The sequence below is a fragment of the Candidatus Eisenbacteria bacterium genome, assembly GCA_013140805.1.
In the GTDB taxonomy this organism is placed as follows: domain Bacteria; phylum Eisenbacteria; class RBG-16-71-46; order RBG-16-71-46; family RBG-16-71-46; genus JABFRW01.
On sequence record JABFRW010000112.1, the window covers coordinates 1 to 15,668 of the forward strand.

The 15,668-nt window shown below is 68.8% G+C and carries 17 protein-coding genes; 6 read left to right on the forward strand and 11 right to left on the reverse strand.

Annotated elements, in window-relative coordinates:
* The 3 genes from HOP12_09280 to HOP12_09290 all read left to right on the forward strand — a co-directional run.
* A partial coding sequence (locus tag HOP12_09280; protein ID NOT34347.1) for a tetratricopeptide repeat protein occupies positions 1–323 on the forward strand: 323 nt, incomplete at its 5' end.
* A gap of 110 nt (positions 324–433) precedes the next feature.
* Positions 434–2,509, forward strand: a complete 2,076-nt coding sequence (locus tag HOP12_09285; protein NOT34348.1) for a SpoIIE family protein phosphatase — start codon at positions 434–436, stop codon at positions 2,507–2,509.
* On the forward strand, positions 2,506–2,856 hold the full coding sequence (locus tag HOP12_09290; GenBank protein NOT34349.1) for an STAS domain-containing protein: 351 nt from the start codon (positions 2,506–2,508) through the stop codon (positions 2,854–2,856). The genes HOP12_09285 and HOP12_09290 overlap by 4 nt, the downstream gene beginning before the upstream one ends.
* Before the next feature lie 2 nt (positions 2,857–2,858).
* Here the strand turns inward: HOP12_09290 and HOP12_09295 are convergent, their stop codons facing one another.
* The 3 genes from HOP12_09295 to rocF are packed head-to-tail and all read right to left on the reverse strand — an operon-like array spanning position 2,859 to position 4,682.
* A complete protein-coding gene (locus tag HOP12_09295) occupies positions 2,859–3,293 on the reverse strand; it encodes a hypothetical protein (protein ID NOT34350.1) in 435 nt (144 codons plus the stop codon).
* Positions 3,290–3,754 carry a hypothetical protein gene (locus tag HOP12_09300; protein ID NOT34351.1) on the reverse strand — a complete coding sequence of 155 codons (465 nt, stop codon included), beginning with the start codon at positions 3,752–3,754 and terminating at the stop codon, positions 3,290–3,292. Before HOP12_09300 ends, HOP12_09295 begins: the two co-directional genes overlap by 4 nt.
* Before the next feature lie 7 nt (positions 3,755–3,761).
* Positions 3,762–4,682 carry an arginase gene (gene rocF, locus HOP12_09305; protein ID NOT34352.1) on the reverse strand — a complete coding sequence of 307 codons (921 nt, stop codon included), beginning with the start codon at positions 4,680–4,682 and terminating at the stop codon, positions 3,762–3,764.
* A gap of 94 nt (positions 4,683–4,776) precedes the next feature.
* On the opposite strand from rocF, the gene HOP12_09310 reads away from it, so the two are divergent.
* Positions 4,777–5,508, forward strand: a complete 732-nt coding sequence (locus HOP12_09310) for a DUF1080 domain-containing protein (protein ID NOT34353.1) — start codon at positions 4,777–4,779, stop codon at positions 5,506–5,508.
* A 78-nt stretch (positions 5,509–5,586) separates the two neighbouring features.
* Here the strand turns inward: HOP12_09310 and HOP12_09315 are convergent, their stop codons facing one another.
* The 3 genes from HOP12_09315 to HOP12_09325 form a co-directional block, all read right to left on the reverse strand.
* Positions 5,587–5,748: a hypothetical protein gene (locus HOP12_09315; GenBank protein ID NOT34354.1), complete on the reverse strand. Its 162-nt coding sequence runs from the start codon at positions 5,746–5,748 to the stop codon at positions 5,587–5,589.
* A gap of 82 nt (positions 5,749–5,830) precedes the next feature.
* Entirely contained in the window at positions 5,831–6,136 is a 306-nt protein-coding gene (locus tag HOP12_09320) for a response regulator (GenBank protein ID NOT34355.1), read from the reverse strand.
* A gap of 116 nt (positions 6,137–6,252) precedes the next feature.
* A complete protein-coding gene (locus tag HOP12_09325) occupies positions 6,253–6,531 on the reverse strand; it encodes a hypothetical protein (GenBank protein ID NOT34356.1) in 279 nt (92 codons plus the stop codon).
* A gap of 215 nt (positions 6,532–6,746) precedes the next feature.
* Between HOP12_09325 and HOP12_09330 the strand changes: the two genes are divergently transcribed.
* Positions 6,747–7,025, forward strand: coding sequence for a hypothetical protein (locus tag HOP12_09330; protein NOT34357.1), 279 nt, complete (start codon positions 6,747–6,749; stop codon positions 7,023–7,025).
* Positions 7,026–7,147: 122 nt separating this feature from the next.
* Here the strand turns inward: HOP12_09330 and HOP12_09335 are convergent, their stop codons facing one another.
* The 5 genes from HOP12_09335 to HOP12_09355 form a co-directional block, all read right to left on the reverse strand.
* On the reverse strand, positions 7,148–7,978 hold the full coding sequence (locus HOP12_09335; GenBank protein NOT34358.1) for a hypothetical protein: 831 nt from the start codon (positions 7,976–7,978) through the stop codon (positions 7,148–7,150).
* An 8-nt stretch (positions 7,979–7,986) separates the two neighbouring features.
* On the reverse strand, positions 7,987–10,332 hold the full coding sequence (gene cadA / locus HOP12_09340) for a cadmium-translocating P-type ATPase (protein NOT34359.1): 2,346 nt from the start codon (positions 10,330–10,332) through the stop codon (positions 7,987–7,989).
* Positions 10,333–10,475: 143 nt separating this feature from the next.
* A complete protein-coding gene (locus HOP12_09345) occupies positions 10,476–13,286 on the reverse strand; it encodes a hypothetical protein (GenBank protein NOT34360.1) in 2,811 nt (936 codons plus the stop codon).
* Positions 13,287–13,525: 239 nt separating this feature from the next.
* Positions 13,526–14,611 (reverse strand): hypothetical protein, encoded by a 1,086-nt coding sequence (locus HOP12_09350; GenBank protein ID NOT34361.1) that lies wholly within the window; start codon positions 14,609–14,611, stop codon positions 13,526–13,528.
* The gene (locus tag HOP12_09355) at positions 14,608–15,171 is read right to left on the reverse strand and encodes an RNA polymerase sigma factor (protein NOT34362.1); all 564 of its coding nucleotides are present in this window, start codon (positions 15,169–15,171) and stop codon (positions 14,608–14,610) included. Before HOP12_09355 ends, HOP12_09350 begins: the two co-directional genes overlap by 4 nt.
* Before the next feature lie 197 nt (positions 15,172–15,368).
* On the opposite strand from HOP12_09355, the gene HOP12_09360 reads away from it, so the two are divergent.
* A partial coding sequence (locus tag HOP12_09360; protein NOT34363.1) for a hypothetical protein occupies positions 15,369–15,668 on the forward strand: 300 nt, incomplete at its 3' end.

The window sequence follows — 15,668 nt, forward strand, 5'->3', positions numbered from 1 at the left end:
CGTTGACGGCGCAGGACCGTCGCGAGATCGAGGCGCTCTATCAGCAGGGGCTCGAAGCGCTGCAGCAGAAGCGCAACGACGATGCGGTGCGCTATTTCGAGATCGTGTGGAGCCGCGACCCCGGACACTCGCGGGTGGCCGAGTACCTCAAGCGCGAATACCTCACACGCGGACTCGAGGCCTTCGCTTCGGGTCGGCTGCGCGATGCCGTTGCACTGTGGGAGCAGGCGCTGCGCGTGGACCCGAAGGACGATCGGACCCGCGCCTACCTGGCGCGCGCTCAGGAACACCTGGCGCGCACCAGCGCGATCGGGGGTCGCTGATGGCGGCACCCACAAGACGACGCACCGAGTCGGTTCCGCCGCCGCGCGCGGTGGTGACAGCGCCCACCCTCGCGACGCCACCGCCCGCGACTCCCCCGCGTCGGCGCGGCATGAGCCTTCGCATCGTCGTGCCGCTGGTCGCGACCGTGCTGCTGAGCGGCGCGCTGATCGGCTCGGGATTCATCAGTGAACGCAGCTCGCGGCGCATGCTGCGGCGCGAACTCGAGACGCGTCTGCTGGTCGAGGCGCGCGGGCTGGCACTCACCAGCTCGACGGCATTGATCGATCGATTCCCGGAGCTGGTGCTCCAGCCGATCGTTCAGGATCTGCTCGACGGCCGCGACGATCTCGCGTTCGCGGCCGTGCTCGACCACCAGGGCGTGGTGCGTGGACATCCCGATTCTCGCCGCATCGGTCAGGGTTGGAAGGTGCCGGCCGGGCTGCATCCGATCGTCGGCTCGGTACCGCTCAAAGACCGCGAGCAGCTGCTCGGGGATCCGCGTGAACTGATCGCGGTGGCACCCGTCCGTCATGCGAGCGGGCAGTACCTGGGCACCGCGATCGTGGTGATGCGTCGCGGCTACCTCGATGCCGCGCTCGAGGACGCGCGGCGCCGCATGCTCCTGCTGTTTGCGGGAGTGCTCGCCGCGGCGGCGACGCTCACCGTGCTGCTGATGTCTCGAATGCTCCACCCGATCAAAGCACTGCGCGACGGACTCGAGCGCATCGGTCGTGGCGAACTCGGCACCCGCATTGCCGTGGCGGGGCGCGGCGAGATCAGTCTGCTCGCGGATACGGTGAACGCGATGAGCGAGTCGTTGCGCGAGGCACAACGCGAGACGATCGAGCGCGAACGGCTCGCCAGCGAGCTGTCGCTCGCGCGTCGCATGCAGGCTTCCCTGCTGCCGTCGACGGGTCGCGAGGCCGGGCCGTTCGTGCTGCGCGGCGCGCATCGGGCGGCGGCCGAGGTCGGTGGCGACTACTACGACATCGTGCCGATGCCGGATGGCCGCATCGCGCTCGCGATGGCCGACGTCGCCGGAAAGGGCCTGGCGGGCTGTCTGCACATGTCGATGCTGTCCGCGCTCCTGCACGCGCTGCGCGCCGCTTACGACTCGCCCTCGCGGCTGTTGCAGACGCTCGAGGCCAACCTGCTGCGCTCGCTGCCGCGCAGCAGCTTCGTGACCATGTTCTTCGGCGTGCTCGATCCGGCGACCGGGCGCGTGGTGCACGCTTCGGCCGGCCATCTGCCCACGCTGGTGTGGCGCGCCGCCTCGAAGAGCGTCGAGTGGCACCGCTCCCGAGCGGTACCGCTGGGCGCCCTGCGCAATGGTGCGCTGGCGAAGATGCTGACCGACGAGAGTCTCACGCTCGGGCCCGGTGACCTGCTGCTGCAGCTGACCGACGGCTTCAACGAGGCGGTCGATGCCCGCGAGGAGCAGTTCGGACTCGAGCGCGTCGAAGCGGTGGTGCGTTCCAGCGCCTCACGCGGCCCCGACGGCGTGCTGGCGGCACTGCTGTTGGCCGTCGATCGCTGGTCCCCGGCCGGCGCGCCCGCCGACGATCAGACCGCCCTGGTGGTGTGGCACTCCGGGGCTTCGACGCCGTCCACGTCCGCCCCGCCTCTGAAGCTCGTGACGACCTCGCCTCGTGCGACCGCTCCGCGCGCGCCGCTGCCCGACGCGAGGGAACCGGCGCTCGAGCTGCTCGCGCGCGCCGAACGCGACGGCTCGCACCTGGCGCTCGGAACCCCGCTCGCCGAACTGGATGCATTGCGTGCGTGGCTGGCGCGCGACGTGAGGCTGACCGGCATCGATCCCGAACGCACGCGCCTCATCGAGAGTGCGGTCTACGAAGCGTGCGCGAACATCATGGAACACGGCTATGCCGGGCGCCCGGCCGGCCGCCTCGACGTCTACTGGCTGCCGAGTGGCAACGCGGAGCACGTGACGAAGTGTTGCTTCGTGCTGCGAGATGACGGCGATGCATTCGACCCGAATACGCATGCCGGGGCCGATCTCGGCGAGCCGACGGTGCGCCGTCGCGGACGCGGCCTCGGGCTCGAGATGATCCGCCGCATCGTTCAGAAGCTCGAATACCACGCGCGCACGCGCGCGGGGAATCTCACGCTGCTGTACTTCGATCCGGCGGCACCGATCCGCCGCGCCACGGAGGGAACGACATGAAGGAAGCGATTCAGATCACGGACGCCGGTCACAAGGGAGGCGTCGACGTCCTGCGGCTCAAGGGTCCGCTCGATGCGCACAACACCGAGGCCCTGTTGCAACGCTGCGAGCCGATCCGACTCGCCAAACGCCACCTGGTACTCAACCTGAGCGGCGTCACGTTCCTGTCCTCGAGCGGCATCGGAACGCTTCTGGCGCTGAGCGAGGAGTTCGGCGAGCACGGGCTCATGATGCGAGTGGCGAGTCCGTCGCCCTCGGCGCGCACCGCCATTTCGCTGCTCAACCTCGACGCGTTCCTGCAAGTGCACGCGAGCGAGGATGACGCGACGAAGGGGTTGGCCGCCTGAGTCTAGCCGCCAACCAGGTCGGACTTGAGGCGCGCCGCGGGGTTCCTCGGAACGTGGAAGTACCACCACTCGCGTTCCGCGGTCCAGCCATGCTGGCGCGCCAGCCCGGCACCCCACACGCATCGCCCGGCCGACACCAGATGCGAACGCACGATCTCGTCCGCCGCCTCGAGGCGCGCGGCGAGTCGCCGCACGATCGAGCGCCCGGCGATCGGCAGTGAATCCTCGATGAGCTGGCGGCCGTCCATGTCGTTGAGCCAGTCGTCGAGGCCCGCGGCGTAACCTTTCGCGACCTCGGCGGCGATTTCCTCCCAGCGCGCGATCAGTCCGTCGAGGCCGGCGTCGACCACGAAGTCGGGGCAGCCGCGGCTACGCAGGAACACTTCGAGGGCCGCGGCTCCCTGGGCTGGAACTTCCTCACGCGAGCGTGCGGTCATCGTGGGTTCTCCGCGCGCGCGAGTTGACGACGAAAGTATTGCTCGCCGTCGTTCGGCCGAAAGAAGGTACGAATCGTGAGATCGCGATCGAAGGCGAGAAACGCTCCGCTGTGGCGATCGAATCGTGTGACGACGTGGTCCGCGCGAACCGCCTCGAGAACGTCGCCCTCGACCTCGCGATCGCGCAGCAGCTGCGCGAGCTCGAGATAGGCGGCGGCATTCGGAACGAAGAACTCGCGACCGTGCTTGGCGAAGTGCTGGCCCAGCAACTCGGGGGAGCGGAACCCGATCTCCGGATGGCCGACCATCTTCGCCTTCGTGGCGCTCGCCGGCGGGTGATCGGCGCGCGCTTCGGCGCCGACTCCGGCCGGTCGGTCGAACGGAGCGTAGGTGCGATTGAACCAGGCGAAACCAAGGATCGCGAGGAAGATGGCAAGTCGAACCAGCGGGTGACGGAGCATGTCCCTCTTACAGGATGCGCTTGCCGAGTGCGCTCTGCGCCAGCTCGGCAGCGAGAATTCCGGTCATGTTCTGGGTGTCGAGCACCGGATTCACCTCGACCAGATCGATCGCGACGATCTGTGATCGGTCGGCGACCATTTCCATGGCGAGATGGGCTTCGCGATAAGTGATGCCACCCCACACCGGCGTTCCGGTTCCGGGCGCATCCTCCGGATCGACCACGTCGAGGTCGAATGACAGGTGGATGCCGGCGGTGCCGTCGCTCGCGAGCCGAATCGCCTCGTCCACCACGTCGCGCATCCCGCGCTCGTCGAGGTCGCGCATCGTGTAACAGGTGACGCCGGCCCGCTTGAGCGTTTCGCGCTCGCCCTGATCGAGGTCGCGGATTCCGATCAGCACGGTGTTGCGCGGCAAGACCTTCGGCGCCCGTCCTCCGAGGTTCACGAGATCGGGATCTCCGAACCCCATCGCGACCGCGAGCGACATGCCGTGGATGTTTCCCGACGGCGTGGTCTCGGGTGTGTTCGCGTCGCCGTGCGCATCGAACCAGATCAGCCCGATCGACTCGCCCGCGCGCGCGAAGTGATTGCTGGATCCCGCGACCGACCCGATCGCGATGCTGTGATCGCCACCCAGCACCAGCGGGAAACGGCAGTCCCCGAGCGCACGCTCCACCTGGACGCGAAGTTCCTCGCACGCGGCCAGGATCGGCGCCTTGTAGCGGAGCCTGCCGGCGCCGACCGGCTGCGTTTCGGGGATCTGCACGTCGATGTCGCCGAAGTCGGTCACGGTGTGGCCGAGCGACTCGAGGCGTGGCTCCAGATCGGCGATTCGAATGGCCGAGGGGCCCATGTCGACGCCGCGGCGGCCGGCCCCGAGGTCGACCGGGACGCCGATGATCTCGATTTGTCTCGTGCGGGAAAGCATGGGCCGGGCAGTCTAGCCCCCGCGACGGGGATCGCCAAAGGCCGGCGTTTTCGGCGTGGTTTACCCGGGAGGCCCATGCGCCGATAATCCCGGCATGCTCCCTCGCTACCGACCGCTCCGGAACCCCGTCTGGCGCATGGGGATCGCGGCGTTGCTGCTGGGTCTGATCGCGGCCACGCTGGGGCTCGAACGCCCTGCGGCGGGGACCGGAACCCTGTTGCCACCGCCGCCGCCGAAGCCCCGGAAGGTGCTCGGAGCCGTGCTGTTCGAAGACCGCTTCGACGACGGGAAGCTCGACGGCTGGTCCCCGGATCGCGCGGATACCTGGGTGGAGCGCAGCGGCATGGTGCGCGCCCAGCTCCCCGACGAGCGTCAGCAGCACTCGCTGCTGTATGCGGGGGCGATCGAATGGACCGACTACGCAGTCGACTTCGACGTGTGCGGCATGCGCGGCGTCGACAAAGGCGTGGTGGTGCGGGTCGAGGAAGGCTCCGGCATCGGCGTCGACCTGCGCGGTCCCGGGTACCAGGACATCCTGCTGCATCGCAAGGAGTGGCCGATGGGTCGCGCGCGAGTCACGAACGCGAACGGGGTGTGGCACCACGTGCGCATGGAGGCCCGCGGACATCGCTACCGCGTGTGGGTCGACGACGCGCTGATCCTCGATCGCGTCGACAAGAGCGGCGTGCGTCCGCGCGGCCGCTTCGCGCTCGCCGCCTACACGGGCGGCGTCGGTGAGTGCCTCGTCTACTACGACAACGTGGTGGTGACCGCGATCGGTTCGGATCCCGCGCAGGACGTGTCGGCGCGCAGCGACACGCCGTGAGCCTCGCACGGGTCGACCACCGCCTGCTCGAGCGAGTCGGCGATGGTTCGGCCTATTGGCGGGTGGAGCCGGTCGAGGCTACGCCGCCGCCGCCCCGCTCGTGAGTCGCAGGATCGACTGCGCGAGCCGCTTCCTGTCGACCGGTTTCTCGAGGAACTCCGCCGCACCCGTATGACGCGTGCGCAATTCGTGCCGTGAGGCGTCGCGACCGGTCACGACCAGCACCGGAACCGTGACCACCCTGCGTCATTCAATCGCAGTCCGAGCGCCATCAGCATCGTGGAATCGTCGTCCACCACGAGAAGTCGTTTCCGAAGCTGCGTCATGACGTACGCTCCGCGGCGCGATCGCGATTGACGACCGGATCCCGTGCGCGCAGCACGATCACCGGAACGCTCGCGCCGTCGACCATGCCACGCATCCGCTCGAGCACCGTGTAGCCGTCGCCGCCCGGCAGCCCCAGATCGAGCAGCACCAGATCCGGATGCTCCTTGCGCACCGCCGTCAGCGCCTGCAATCCATCCTGCGCGATGAGGACCTCGAATCCCTTCGCGCGCAGCCAAACGCTCAACCCCTGTGCGAGATCGGCATCGTCCTCCACCACCAGCAACCTCGCCTTCCGATCCACTGAATCCTCCTTCATGCCGCGAGGAGGAAATTCACGGCTTCCGACACCAGCGTCGTCTGTCGTGAGAGATGATCCGCCTCCGGCATTCCGTCGAGCTGCTCGGGTGCAGGCAGGGATCACCTTCCAGCCGACGCGCGAGGCGCGCGGATGACTTCGGCGCCACTTTCCGTCGTGCGCGCCAGTACGTGCAGCGTGCGACCACCGTCCTCGATGCTCTGCCACGGCAGCAGGATGTCGCGGTCTGGCAACAGCGCACCCGACACCACCCGGGAAGCGCCGGCGAGCGCGCGTTGATCCGCGGGACCGAACGAGCGGATGTCCTGGGGAGTGAACGTGATCTCGAGCACGCGCTCGGCCTCGCGCTGAGCGGTGGCATCCCAGTTGACGCCGTACATGTGGACCGGGCGACCGTCGACGTCGCGGCGGTGAGACTGGCGCGGAACTCGGCCAGGTCTTCGGGGTGCACGTTGCGGAAGAACTGCTCGCCGTGAGTTCCAGATGCGAAGTCGTTGTCCCACAGTTCGCGAGTCCCCTCGCTCGCAGCGACCTCGTCGGTCGCGAGGTCCCACTCCCACACACCGAACCCCACTTCGCGCAGCGCGGTCGCGAGGTGCTCCTGGCCGCGGGCCAGCTCGAGTCGGGCGTGGCGCATCTCCCGCTCGCGTCGCGACGCCGCGCCGAAGTCGCTGAGGATCCGAGTGAGTGCACCTGCGGGGCGCACGAGCAGCAGCGCGAGGCTCACCAGCACCACGCATGGCGCGGTGTGAAGCGCGATCGGATGGAAGAACCACCCGATCGCGTACTGCAGCAACCAGACAGCAGCGACCCCGGCGGCGGCGACGCGGCGGAACACGAGCACACCACGCTCAGCCGTCTCAATCGGTCCTGAATGAGGGCGACGCGTGAGTCACCCGTGGCCTGCGCGGCAGTTGCCATGCCGAGCCAACCTCTTGAACCCGAGCCCGCAGCGCGCTTGCGTGACGGCTCCGATGGCATGAGCGTGCCCGCGGACTAGGGCAGCGTGAGCCGAACGCTGGTGCCTTCCCACTCCCCGGTCTCGGCGTTCCCCTCACCGACCCGCAGCTCGATTTCCCCGGATGGGCCACCGGGAAGCATCAGCCGGAACTCGCCCCACATCTCGACGTAGTCGGCCGCGGTGGTGAAGGTGTCCTGCACGATCCTGCCGTCCACCATCAACTCGGCCACCACGTTGGCTTCAAAGGTGCGCGCGTAGCCCCACACCTGCAGCGGATAGCCCGTCGGCCCGGCACGCGGGAGCATCAGCACCACCCGCGCGCCGCGCGCCGCAGCGGCCGGCAGCGGGTCGCCTCCGGCTTCGAACTCGATCACGATCGCGGCGGTACGGTCGTCCTGCCAGGCGCGCGCGACCGCGGGGGCCCTCAGATGCACGTCTACGAAACGTTGCCCCTCCATGGAATGCACCACGTAGGCGCCGACCAGCAGGTCGTTCGAGAGCCAGGTTTCGGTCATCGCCGCGCGCTCGATGCGGCCCGGCAGCCACACGCGCAGCACACCCTGACCGCGCAACAGCTCCACGCGCGAGCCGCCGAGTCGTCGCGCGGGCAGGCCGCTCGAGTCGGCGAATGCGATCACCAGGCGGTCGCGATTGCCGATCCGCGCGCCCACCAGCGAGGACAGCGTCACGGCGTCGCCGTCGCCTTCACCGAGTCGCGCTACGTTACCGTCCGCGACGAAGGTCTTCGGCACGCTGCTCGGCGCCTGGTCCGGCGACGCCAGCGAGCAACCGCCGAGTGCGAGCGCGAACAGCAGCATCGGCACGCAGGCGCTCCACCACCGCGATGGATTCGCCGGCTTCGTCATGAACGCTCTCACGCGGTGCGCCTGCCCACCAGCAATCGCAGTCCGTTCAGGATCACGAGCACCGTGCTGCCCTCGTGACCCGAGACTGCGATCGGCAGTCGCAACTGTCCGAACGGAGTGTGCTGGCCCATGAACACCCACACCACCAGCAGCGCCATCACGCCGACGGCGATCGTCACGTTCTGCGCGACCACCACGCGCGCGCGCTGCGCGAGCTTCACAGCGTAAGGCAGTGCCCGAAGGTCGTCGGCCATCAGCACCAGATCGGCGCTCTCGAGCGCCGCGTCGCTTCCGACTCCGCCCATCGCGACACCCACGGTGGCGCGAGCGAGCGCCGGGGCGTCGTTGACGCCATCGCCCACCATCACGACCGCGCCGTGACGTGCCTCGAGCTCGGCGATCGCATTGACCTTGTCCTCGGGAAGCAGCTCGCCGCGCGCATCGTCCACCGCGAGCTGGCGTGCGATCGCCGCCACCGTCGAACGGCTGTCCCCGGACAGCAGTGTCACGCTGCGAATGCCGCACGCCTTCAGGGCGGCGACGGTGGCCGCGGCGGTGGGCCGGATCTGATCGGCGGCGGCGATCACGCCCCACTGATCGCCGCGACGCACCAGCATCGCGGTCTTCGCCTCACGCATGAACGCCTCGACGCGCTCCCGCGCGGGCGCCGGCACCGGGATCGAAAGGCTCTCGAACAGCGCCGGAGTTCCGATCTCGATCGTCGCATCGCTCACGCGTGCGACCACGCCCTTCCCAAGATGCGTGGTCAGGTGCGTGGCGGCTTCACTGGTGACGCCGCGTACCTCGGCGGCGCGTACCACGGCTTGTGCGAGCGGATGTTGCGATCGCTTTTCGGCGGCGGCGGCCCACGCGAGCAGCTCGCGTTCGTCGACCCCTGGGAGCGCGACCACGTCGGTCACCTCGAAGCGCCCGGCGGTCAGCGTCCCGGTCTTGTCGAACGCCACCGCCTTCGCGCGCCCGAGCGCCTCCAGGAAGCGGCCGCCCTTGAACAGGATGCCGTTGCGCGCCGCGTTCGCGATCGCGGACAGCACCGTCGAGGGCGTCGCGATCACGAGCGCGCACGGGGAGGCGACGACCAGCAGCGTCATCGCTCGGTAGAACGTGGGGGCGAACGGGTGCCGCAGCAGCAGCGGAATCGCGATCATCAGCACCGCTGCGACCACCACCGCGACCGTGTAGTAGCGCCCGACCCACTCGGCAAGTTCCTCGGTGCGCGACTTCTGCTCCTGCGCCTCCTCGACCAGCGTCACGATGCGCGCCAGCGTGGTGTCGCCGGCGGCGCGCAGCGTTCGCACCTCGAGGGCACCCTGCTGATTGAGCGTCCCGGCGAACACTCGGTCGCCGATCTCCTTGGTGACCGGAACCGACTCACCGGTCAGCGAGCTCTGATCGACCAGCGATGCACCCAGCACCACCGCACCGTCGACCGGCAGCGTCTCGCCCGGCTTCACGATCACGATTTCGCCGACCCTGACGTCCTCGGCCTCGACCTGCACCTCGCGCCCTGAACGACGCACCAGCGCGCGCGACGGACGCAGCTTGAGCAGCGCGTGCAGGGCGCGGCGCGTGCGCCCCATGGTGTAGACCTCGAGCGTGTTGCTGAGCGAGAACAGGAACATCAGTTCGGCCGCTTCGGTCACGAAGCCGATCGCCGCGGCGCCGGCCGCCGCCAGCAGCATCAGCAGATTGACGTCGAAGCGACGCTTCGCCAGCGCCGCGAAGGTCGAGCGGAGCGCGAACCAGCTGCCGGCCAGCGCCGACACCCCGAGCACCACGCGCGAGACGAGCGCCGGCAGCGCGGTACGCTCGAGCACCAGCCCGATCAGCAGCAGCAGAAGGCAGGCGACCGTGAGCGTGATCATCGCGCGGCTCTTCGACCGCGTCGCCTGCTCGGCCGGCGTCATGCGTGCGCCCCACGGCTTGCGATTCGCGAACGGCCGCACGAACTCGATGGTGTCGCGCGGCACTTCGCGGCGTGCGATGCCGACGTGTCCCGGGTCCGCGATCACCACGAACTCGTCACGCCGCGCACCCGGTACGCGGCCGAGTCGCAGCGCGCACTCCTCGCAAGCGCCCGGCGCCGCGCGGCGCTCGCAGCGCGTCACACGCTGCGCGAACAGCGCCGCCACTTCGTCGGCCAGCGCATTGAGCTGATCCGGCGCGACTCGTCCCGGCTGGTAGCGGACCGTGAGCAGGTTCTGCGCGAAGTCGGCTTCGATGCCGACGACGCCGGGACTCGCGGCCAGCCGTTCCGACAGAATTTCGAGGCAGCCCTCGCCTTCCGCGATCGGCAGATGCTCGAGTTGGGGCTCGGAGGCGGGGTTCGGGTTCATGGCGCCGCGCAGGCTAGCACAGCGACTCGGGCCGACCAGCCGTCGCAACGAGTTGGGCGCATGCGCTGACGCGCGGCAGACGAAACCGCCCGGGTCGTGAGACCCTGGCGGCTCGGAGCGCGCGGCAAGGGGCGTCGCGCGCGTCAGCGAATCCTGACGAGGCTCCGGCTCAGCGTTCCGGTCGCGGTGCGGAGTCGCGCGAAGTAGACCCCCGCGCCGGTCTGTCCACCGTCGTCGCGACGCCCGTCCCAGCTCACCGCGTGCGGACCCGCCGCCAGCGTGCGAGCGTCGGTGAGCGAGCGCACCTGACGGCCGAACACGTCATAGACCACGAGCTGCACCGGCTCGGGGCGCGACAGCGAGAACACGATCTCGACCGGTCCGCTCGAAGGATTCGGACGCACCGAGCGCAGTCCGAATGCGGTGTTCGCGCTGACGGGAGAACCCACCACGCCGGGATTCAGGTCCGGATCGTCGGGCGGGAATCCGGCGAGGATCTCGTCGGTGTCCAGGTAGGTGTCGCGGTCGCGGTCGAGCGCCATGCGAATGCCGGCGCCCTTGGGGACCGCGGTGATCGTCAGCTCGGTGCCGAGTCCGGCGTTGTCGAGCAGCGTCGTGGTGCTCACGTTGGGAATCGAGGCCTGGTCGATCTTCCACTGATCGCCACCCTGATAGAGCCAGCCATGCCGCGTTCCGCCGGCGATGCCGGTCGCGATCAGATCGCAGTCGTTCGCAGCGGTGCGCGTCTGCAGCACCGCGAGTGTCGCGAGCGCCCCCGGGTTGGCGTTGCCGTCGAACGACAGCTGATGGCCGACGGCGGGCGCCATTCCGGTGTCGAACGCGATCAGGTACGCCTCGAGATCGCGCTTCTCGGGTCCCGAGATCGAGGTGTCGGGATCGAACGCGAATTCGGCCCGCCCGAGGAACGAACCGATCGTCGGCTCGACGCCATTGTGCGAGAAACCGGTGCTGCGCAGCGGAGTGGCTCCGGGCGCGCGCGAGAATCCCAGTTTCTTATAGAGGTTGCGCAGCTGCGGCACCTTGAGGTCCTGAGGATCGAAAATGGTCTCGTTCGGAACCATCAGATTGTTGGTACCGGGCCCGACCGCGGTACCGGCGTGACACGAGCTGCACGCCACCGGAGTGCCGCCGGAGGTGTCGAACAGCGAGGTCTCGAACAGCACCCGGCCACGCTCGGCACTCGGGACGCCGGGCGGCGCGTCAGGCAGCGAACGATCGAGGTTCCCGTACGGATTCGGCGGATACACGATCGTATTCATGAACTCGCTCATCGCCGCCATCTGACTGTCTGGCAGAGGAGTCGCACGGCCGAGCAGCCCCGCGATCGCGCCGTTGAATGCCGCGAGGTCCGGCCGATCGCCGCGCCAGTGAAGCGGCGTGTTGCCATTGAGACCCCGCAGCGACTGGGTCACCATGGGGCCCTTCTGGGGATCGAAGCCGTCGAGCGGCGCCATATTCGCGAGGTAGGGACCGAACGGATCGCCGAGGTCCCACGCAAGATGATCGGTGTCACCGAAAATGTGACAGCTCGCACACGCCTGCTCGCCGTGTCCCGACGTCGATCCGGCGTAGAAGAAGCGTCGACCGTGCACGAGCATGTCGGGCGTGGGGTCGAAGCCGATCCGCTGCAGGTCGAGTTCGGCGAAGGTCGTGATCGAAAGCGTCTGAAGCTGATTGCGGAACCGGCCCACCACGTAGAGCCGCCCGCGCGCGTCGTCCACCACCACTCCACTCGGCCCCTCGAGCGTCGGAATGCGCCCGCGCACCGTGCTGGCCGCTCCGCCGGCCGGGTTCAGCACGCCGATGCGATCGTTCGCCATCGCGGTCACGTACGCGCGATTGCCGCTGGCCGCGAATGCGATTCCGGACAGCAGACCGAGTGCTGAGTCGGCGTCGGACTGAGGCCCTGGCGTGAAGGTGTAATTGATGTGCGGGTTGATCACGCGGCGCGTGAACGTACCGGCCTGGGTGATCCAGCCGACCTGGGTCTCCGTCACATAGCCCGAGAGTTTCGGCTCGAAGCGCAGCTGATTGCGTGCGTCGGTGTTCGCGACACCGATGCGGCCGTCGGCAGGACTGACGGCCAGCGCGAAGTTCGTCGAGCCGCTGGCGCTGAAGGTGCGGGTGACGGTCTGGGACGTGGTGCTGATCTCGATCACGTCGTGGTCGACAGGGGCGTACGAAACCTTTGAATTCCAGAGCTTGCCGTACTCGTCGGTCCAATCGGCCCCGAACTTACGCACGACCGCCGCGACCTTCGGGGCAAGGTGCCCGAGCTTGTTCGGCGTGTAGCGCGGATAGTCGGGGTCGTCGGGGATCGAGTCCGCGACCTCTTCGGGCGTCAGGATCGTCGTGTTGTTGTTGCCGTGCAGGCTCGCCACGTAGACGTGCGAACCGTTCGCGGTCTTCGCAAGTGAACGCGGGTAGCTCGCCGGGATTTCGATCGTGGTCTCGAGCGCCAGCGTGACCGGATCGTAGACCTTGATCCGGTTCTCCTCCGAGACGCTCACGTAGGCCCGCACCGGAGTGCCGGCGAACTCGACGTCGTTGGGCTCGTCACCGACGCGCAGCGACGCGCGAGTGTGAAGCGTGTTGAGATTGACGATGCTGATGTCGTCGGAGACCAGGTTCACGACCCAGGCCGTGCTGTCGTCCAACGCGCGCACCGAAACCGGCTCGATCCCGACGGGAATCTCCGCGATGCGTACCGGTGCCACGCCGGTCAGGTCGAAGACGCTGAGCCGCGCGTCGGGGGTGTTGATCACCAGCAGTCGATCACCCGAGGGCGTGAGCACCGCGGGACGGACGTGCCCGGATTCGAAATTGACGAAGTCGTTGGTGTCCGAGGTGCGGGAGATCAGATGACGCGGCCAGGCGAGCACGCCTGCCACGACCGCGACGAGCGCGAGAGCCAACGAAACGCGACGGAGCATTTGATTTCCTCGACGCCTGGCGTCTGGGGGACGCGCGTCCGCAATCACGAGGTGGAGGAGTGGGGTACGAGCGGCCGTAAGTCTAACATCTGCGACGGGTTCGAGGCGACGAATCTTGACGCGGGCGGCTCGGGGGCGCACGACGGCCTCGAGTCCACCGGTTCACCGGCTCGGATGGCGTAATTGAGCGCGGCCGAGCGATTTGGGTGGCCCGATGCGAGCCCTGAGCCGCGCCAGCGCTAGCGCGAGTCGCCGGAGTCGCCGAACGGGCGCAGCGTGATCACGGCCTCGCCATGGCCGGGGCCATGCTGAATGTCGCGCCGTGCCGGCGGGAAGCCGAGCGCCGATACCGAGAGCGTGTAGGCCCCCGGGGTGACATTCAGGCAGAAGTGACCGGAAGCATCGCTCAATGCGCCGAAGCTGGTTCCGATCGCGAGCACCTGGGCGCGCGGCACCGGCGCGCCGGCGGCATCTCGGATCACTCCACAGAGCCGGGCCTCGAGTGTGGGCTTTCGGGACGTGGCCCGTGACGCTCGCGGCGCTTCGACGCGGGGTTTTGGAACGGCGGCGGGTTCCTCGGCGTTCGATTCATCGGAAGGTGAGGGTGAGAGAGACCGAACGATCGGCGGTGGTTCGCTGACGGCCGGTGCTTCATCCTCGACGATCGGTGGCGCGATCGGGTCGCGCGCGACCGCGATCCGGGGCGCGCTCGAGACGGAACCGGCATCGGTGCCGCCCGTGACGCCACTGACGCTCGAGGGCCGTGCGACCGGCCTGGCCGTCTGGGGTGTGCGTCGCAGATAGAGCAGTCCGCCGACCAGCAGCAGCAGCACGACGCCCAGCGTGGTCGCCACCATCGCGACGCGGCCCTCGAGATCGGAGGGCGAACCTCGACCGGTCGAGACGCGGGCTTCCGGGGTCGGATCGGACGCGGCGCGCGGTGCGGGATCGCGTTCGATCAGTACCAGCCGCGGCGGACGATGGGCGACGGGTGCGGCCGCGTCAGGTTCCGGCACGATCGACTTCGAGTCCGCGACGGGCTCGGCGGTCGACTCGACCGGCTCGATCGTCGGGCGCGGACGGGCGGCCGGCGCGCGTTCATCGCCGACTTCCGTTTCGACTTCGCGCAACAGCTGGTCGAAGAACGAGTCGCCGCCGTCGTGGGTGAGCAGGCGGGTCAGCACCTGCTGATGCGTCGCCAGCTCTTCGTACTGACCTCGGCACACGTCGCACTCGGCGAGATGCCGCACCACTTGATCTTGCGAGCCGCCCTGCAGCACGCCATCCACGGAAGCCGAGATCTGGAACGCGGTCAGGTGCCTCACGCCGCGTGCTCCCCGCTGACGGGCGGCAGCGCCGCAGTCAGCGCCGCACGCGCGTTCGAAAGCCGCGTGAGGATCGAGCCCGGGGCCGTCTGGAGTACCGCTTCGATGTCGCTGTACGGCAACCGCTCGACCACGCGCAGCGCCAGCGCGAGCTGATCGTCGGGCTCGAGGCTCGCGACCGCGGTCAGGTAGCGCATCGCGACGTCGACGTCGAGCTGGTCGTTCTCGACCGCCGGCAACGCAAGGGTCAGGTACTCGAGATCCGGCGCGGCCACGTTCGAGAGCGCCAGGTTACGCGTGATGCGCGCAAGCCACGGATAGATGCTGGCGGCCTCGGGCATGTAGCGCACGCCCTGCCGAGCTCGCACGAAGGTCTCGCGCGTGAGTTCGCGAGCACGCGTCACGTCGCGCGTGAGCGCGAACGCGAGCCGGTACACCGGGCGCAGATGATTCTGGACCAGCACCAGATAGGAGGCGCGGTCCCCACGACGCGCGCGCTGGAGGAGCCGATGCTCCTCGGCGGCGTCCATGCCGAAGTTGGAAGGTGCGTTGTCGTTCATGTCGGTGCGGTTCGGTTCGCCCGGACGTTATCGGCCGCTCGGGTGCTCGACCTGAGAAGAGTTTCGGGCAAATTGCCGTTCAGCATTGCGCGGCGCGGGGTGCTCGGGATTGCGGAGCCCGCATCGACACTTCTATGCTGCGGTCATACGAAACCCGCGCCTGGCGCGGCCGTCTCTCCTCTCGCACGGATGCGCCCATGGCCTTCGATGGCAATCTTTCCTCGCGCCTGCCGCGCGAACTGTTGACCGAGCTCCTGTCGCTGGCGCGCGCGAACGGCGCCGAGTTCGCCGAGGTCTACGGCGAGCACGCCGACGGCGCCGGATTCTCGTTCGAGGAGGACCGCCTCAAGACCTGCTCCTACTCCGTCACCGAGGGACTCGGAGTGCGCGCGGTGGTCGGCGAACAGACCGGCTACGCGTACGCCGACGGCTTCGCGCCCGACGATCTGCGCGAAGCGGCGCGAGTGGCCGCCCGCATCGCGCAGATCGTCGGGCGC

What these genes read in the sequence shown, in the direction of transcription:
- HOP12_09285 (NOT34348.1), top strand. Translation starts at nt 434, where the DNA reads ATGAGCCTTCGCATCGTCGTGCCGCTGGTCGCGACCGTGCTGCTGAGC.
- HOP12_09290 (NOT34349.1), top strand. Translation starts at nt 2,506, where the DNA reads ATGAAGGAAGCGATTCAGATCACGGACGCCGGTCACAAGGGAGGCGTC.
- HOP12_09295 (NOT34350.1), bottom strand. Translation starts at nt 3,293, where the DNA reads ATGACCGCACGCTCGCGTGAGGAAGTTCCAGCCCAGGGAGCCGCGGCC.
- HOP12_09300 (NOT34351.1), bottom strand. Translation starts at nt 3,754, where the DNA reads ATGCTCCGTCACCCGCTGGTTCGACTTGCCATCTTCCTCGCGATCCTT.
- rocF (NOT34352.1), bottom strand. Translation starts at nt 4,682, where the DNA reads ATGCTTTCCCGCACGAGACAAATCGAGATCATCGGCGTCCCGGTCGAC.
- HOP12_09310 (NOT34353.1), top strand. Translation starts at nt 4,777, where the DNA reads ATGCTCCCTCGCTACCGACCGCTCCGGAACCCCGTCTGGCGCATGGGG.
- HOP12_09325 (NOT34356.1), bottom strand. Translation starts at nt 6,531, where the DNA reads ATGTACGGCGTCAACTGGGATGCCACCGCTCAGCGCGAGGCCGAGCGC.
- HOP12_09335 (NOT34358.1), bottom strand. Translation starts at nt 7,978, where the DNA reads ATGACGAAGCCGGCGAATCCATCGCGGTGGTGGAGCGCCTGCGTGCCG.
- cadA (NOT34359.1), bottom strand. Translation starts at nt 10,332, where the DNA reads ATGAACCCGAACCCCGCCTCCGAGCCCCAACTCGAGCATCTGCCGATC.
- HOP12_09345 (NOT34360.1), bottom strand. Translation starts at nt 13,286, where the DNA reads ATGCTCCGTCGCGTTTCGTTGGCTCTCGCGCTCGTCGCGGTCGTGGCA.
- HOP12_09355 (NOT34362.1), bottom strand. Translation starts at nt 15,171, where the DNA reads ATGAACGACAACGCACCTTCCAACTTCGGCATGGACGCCGCCGAGGAG.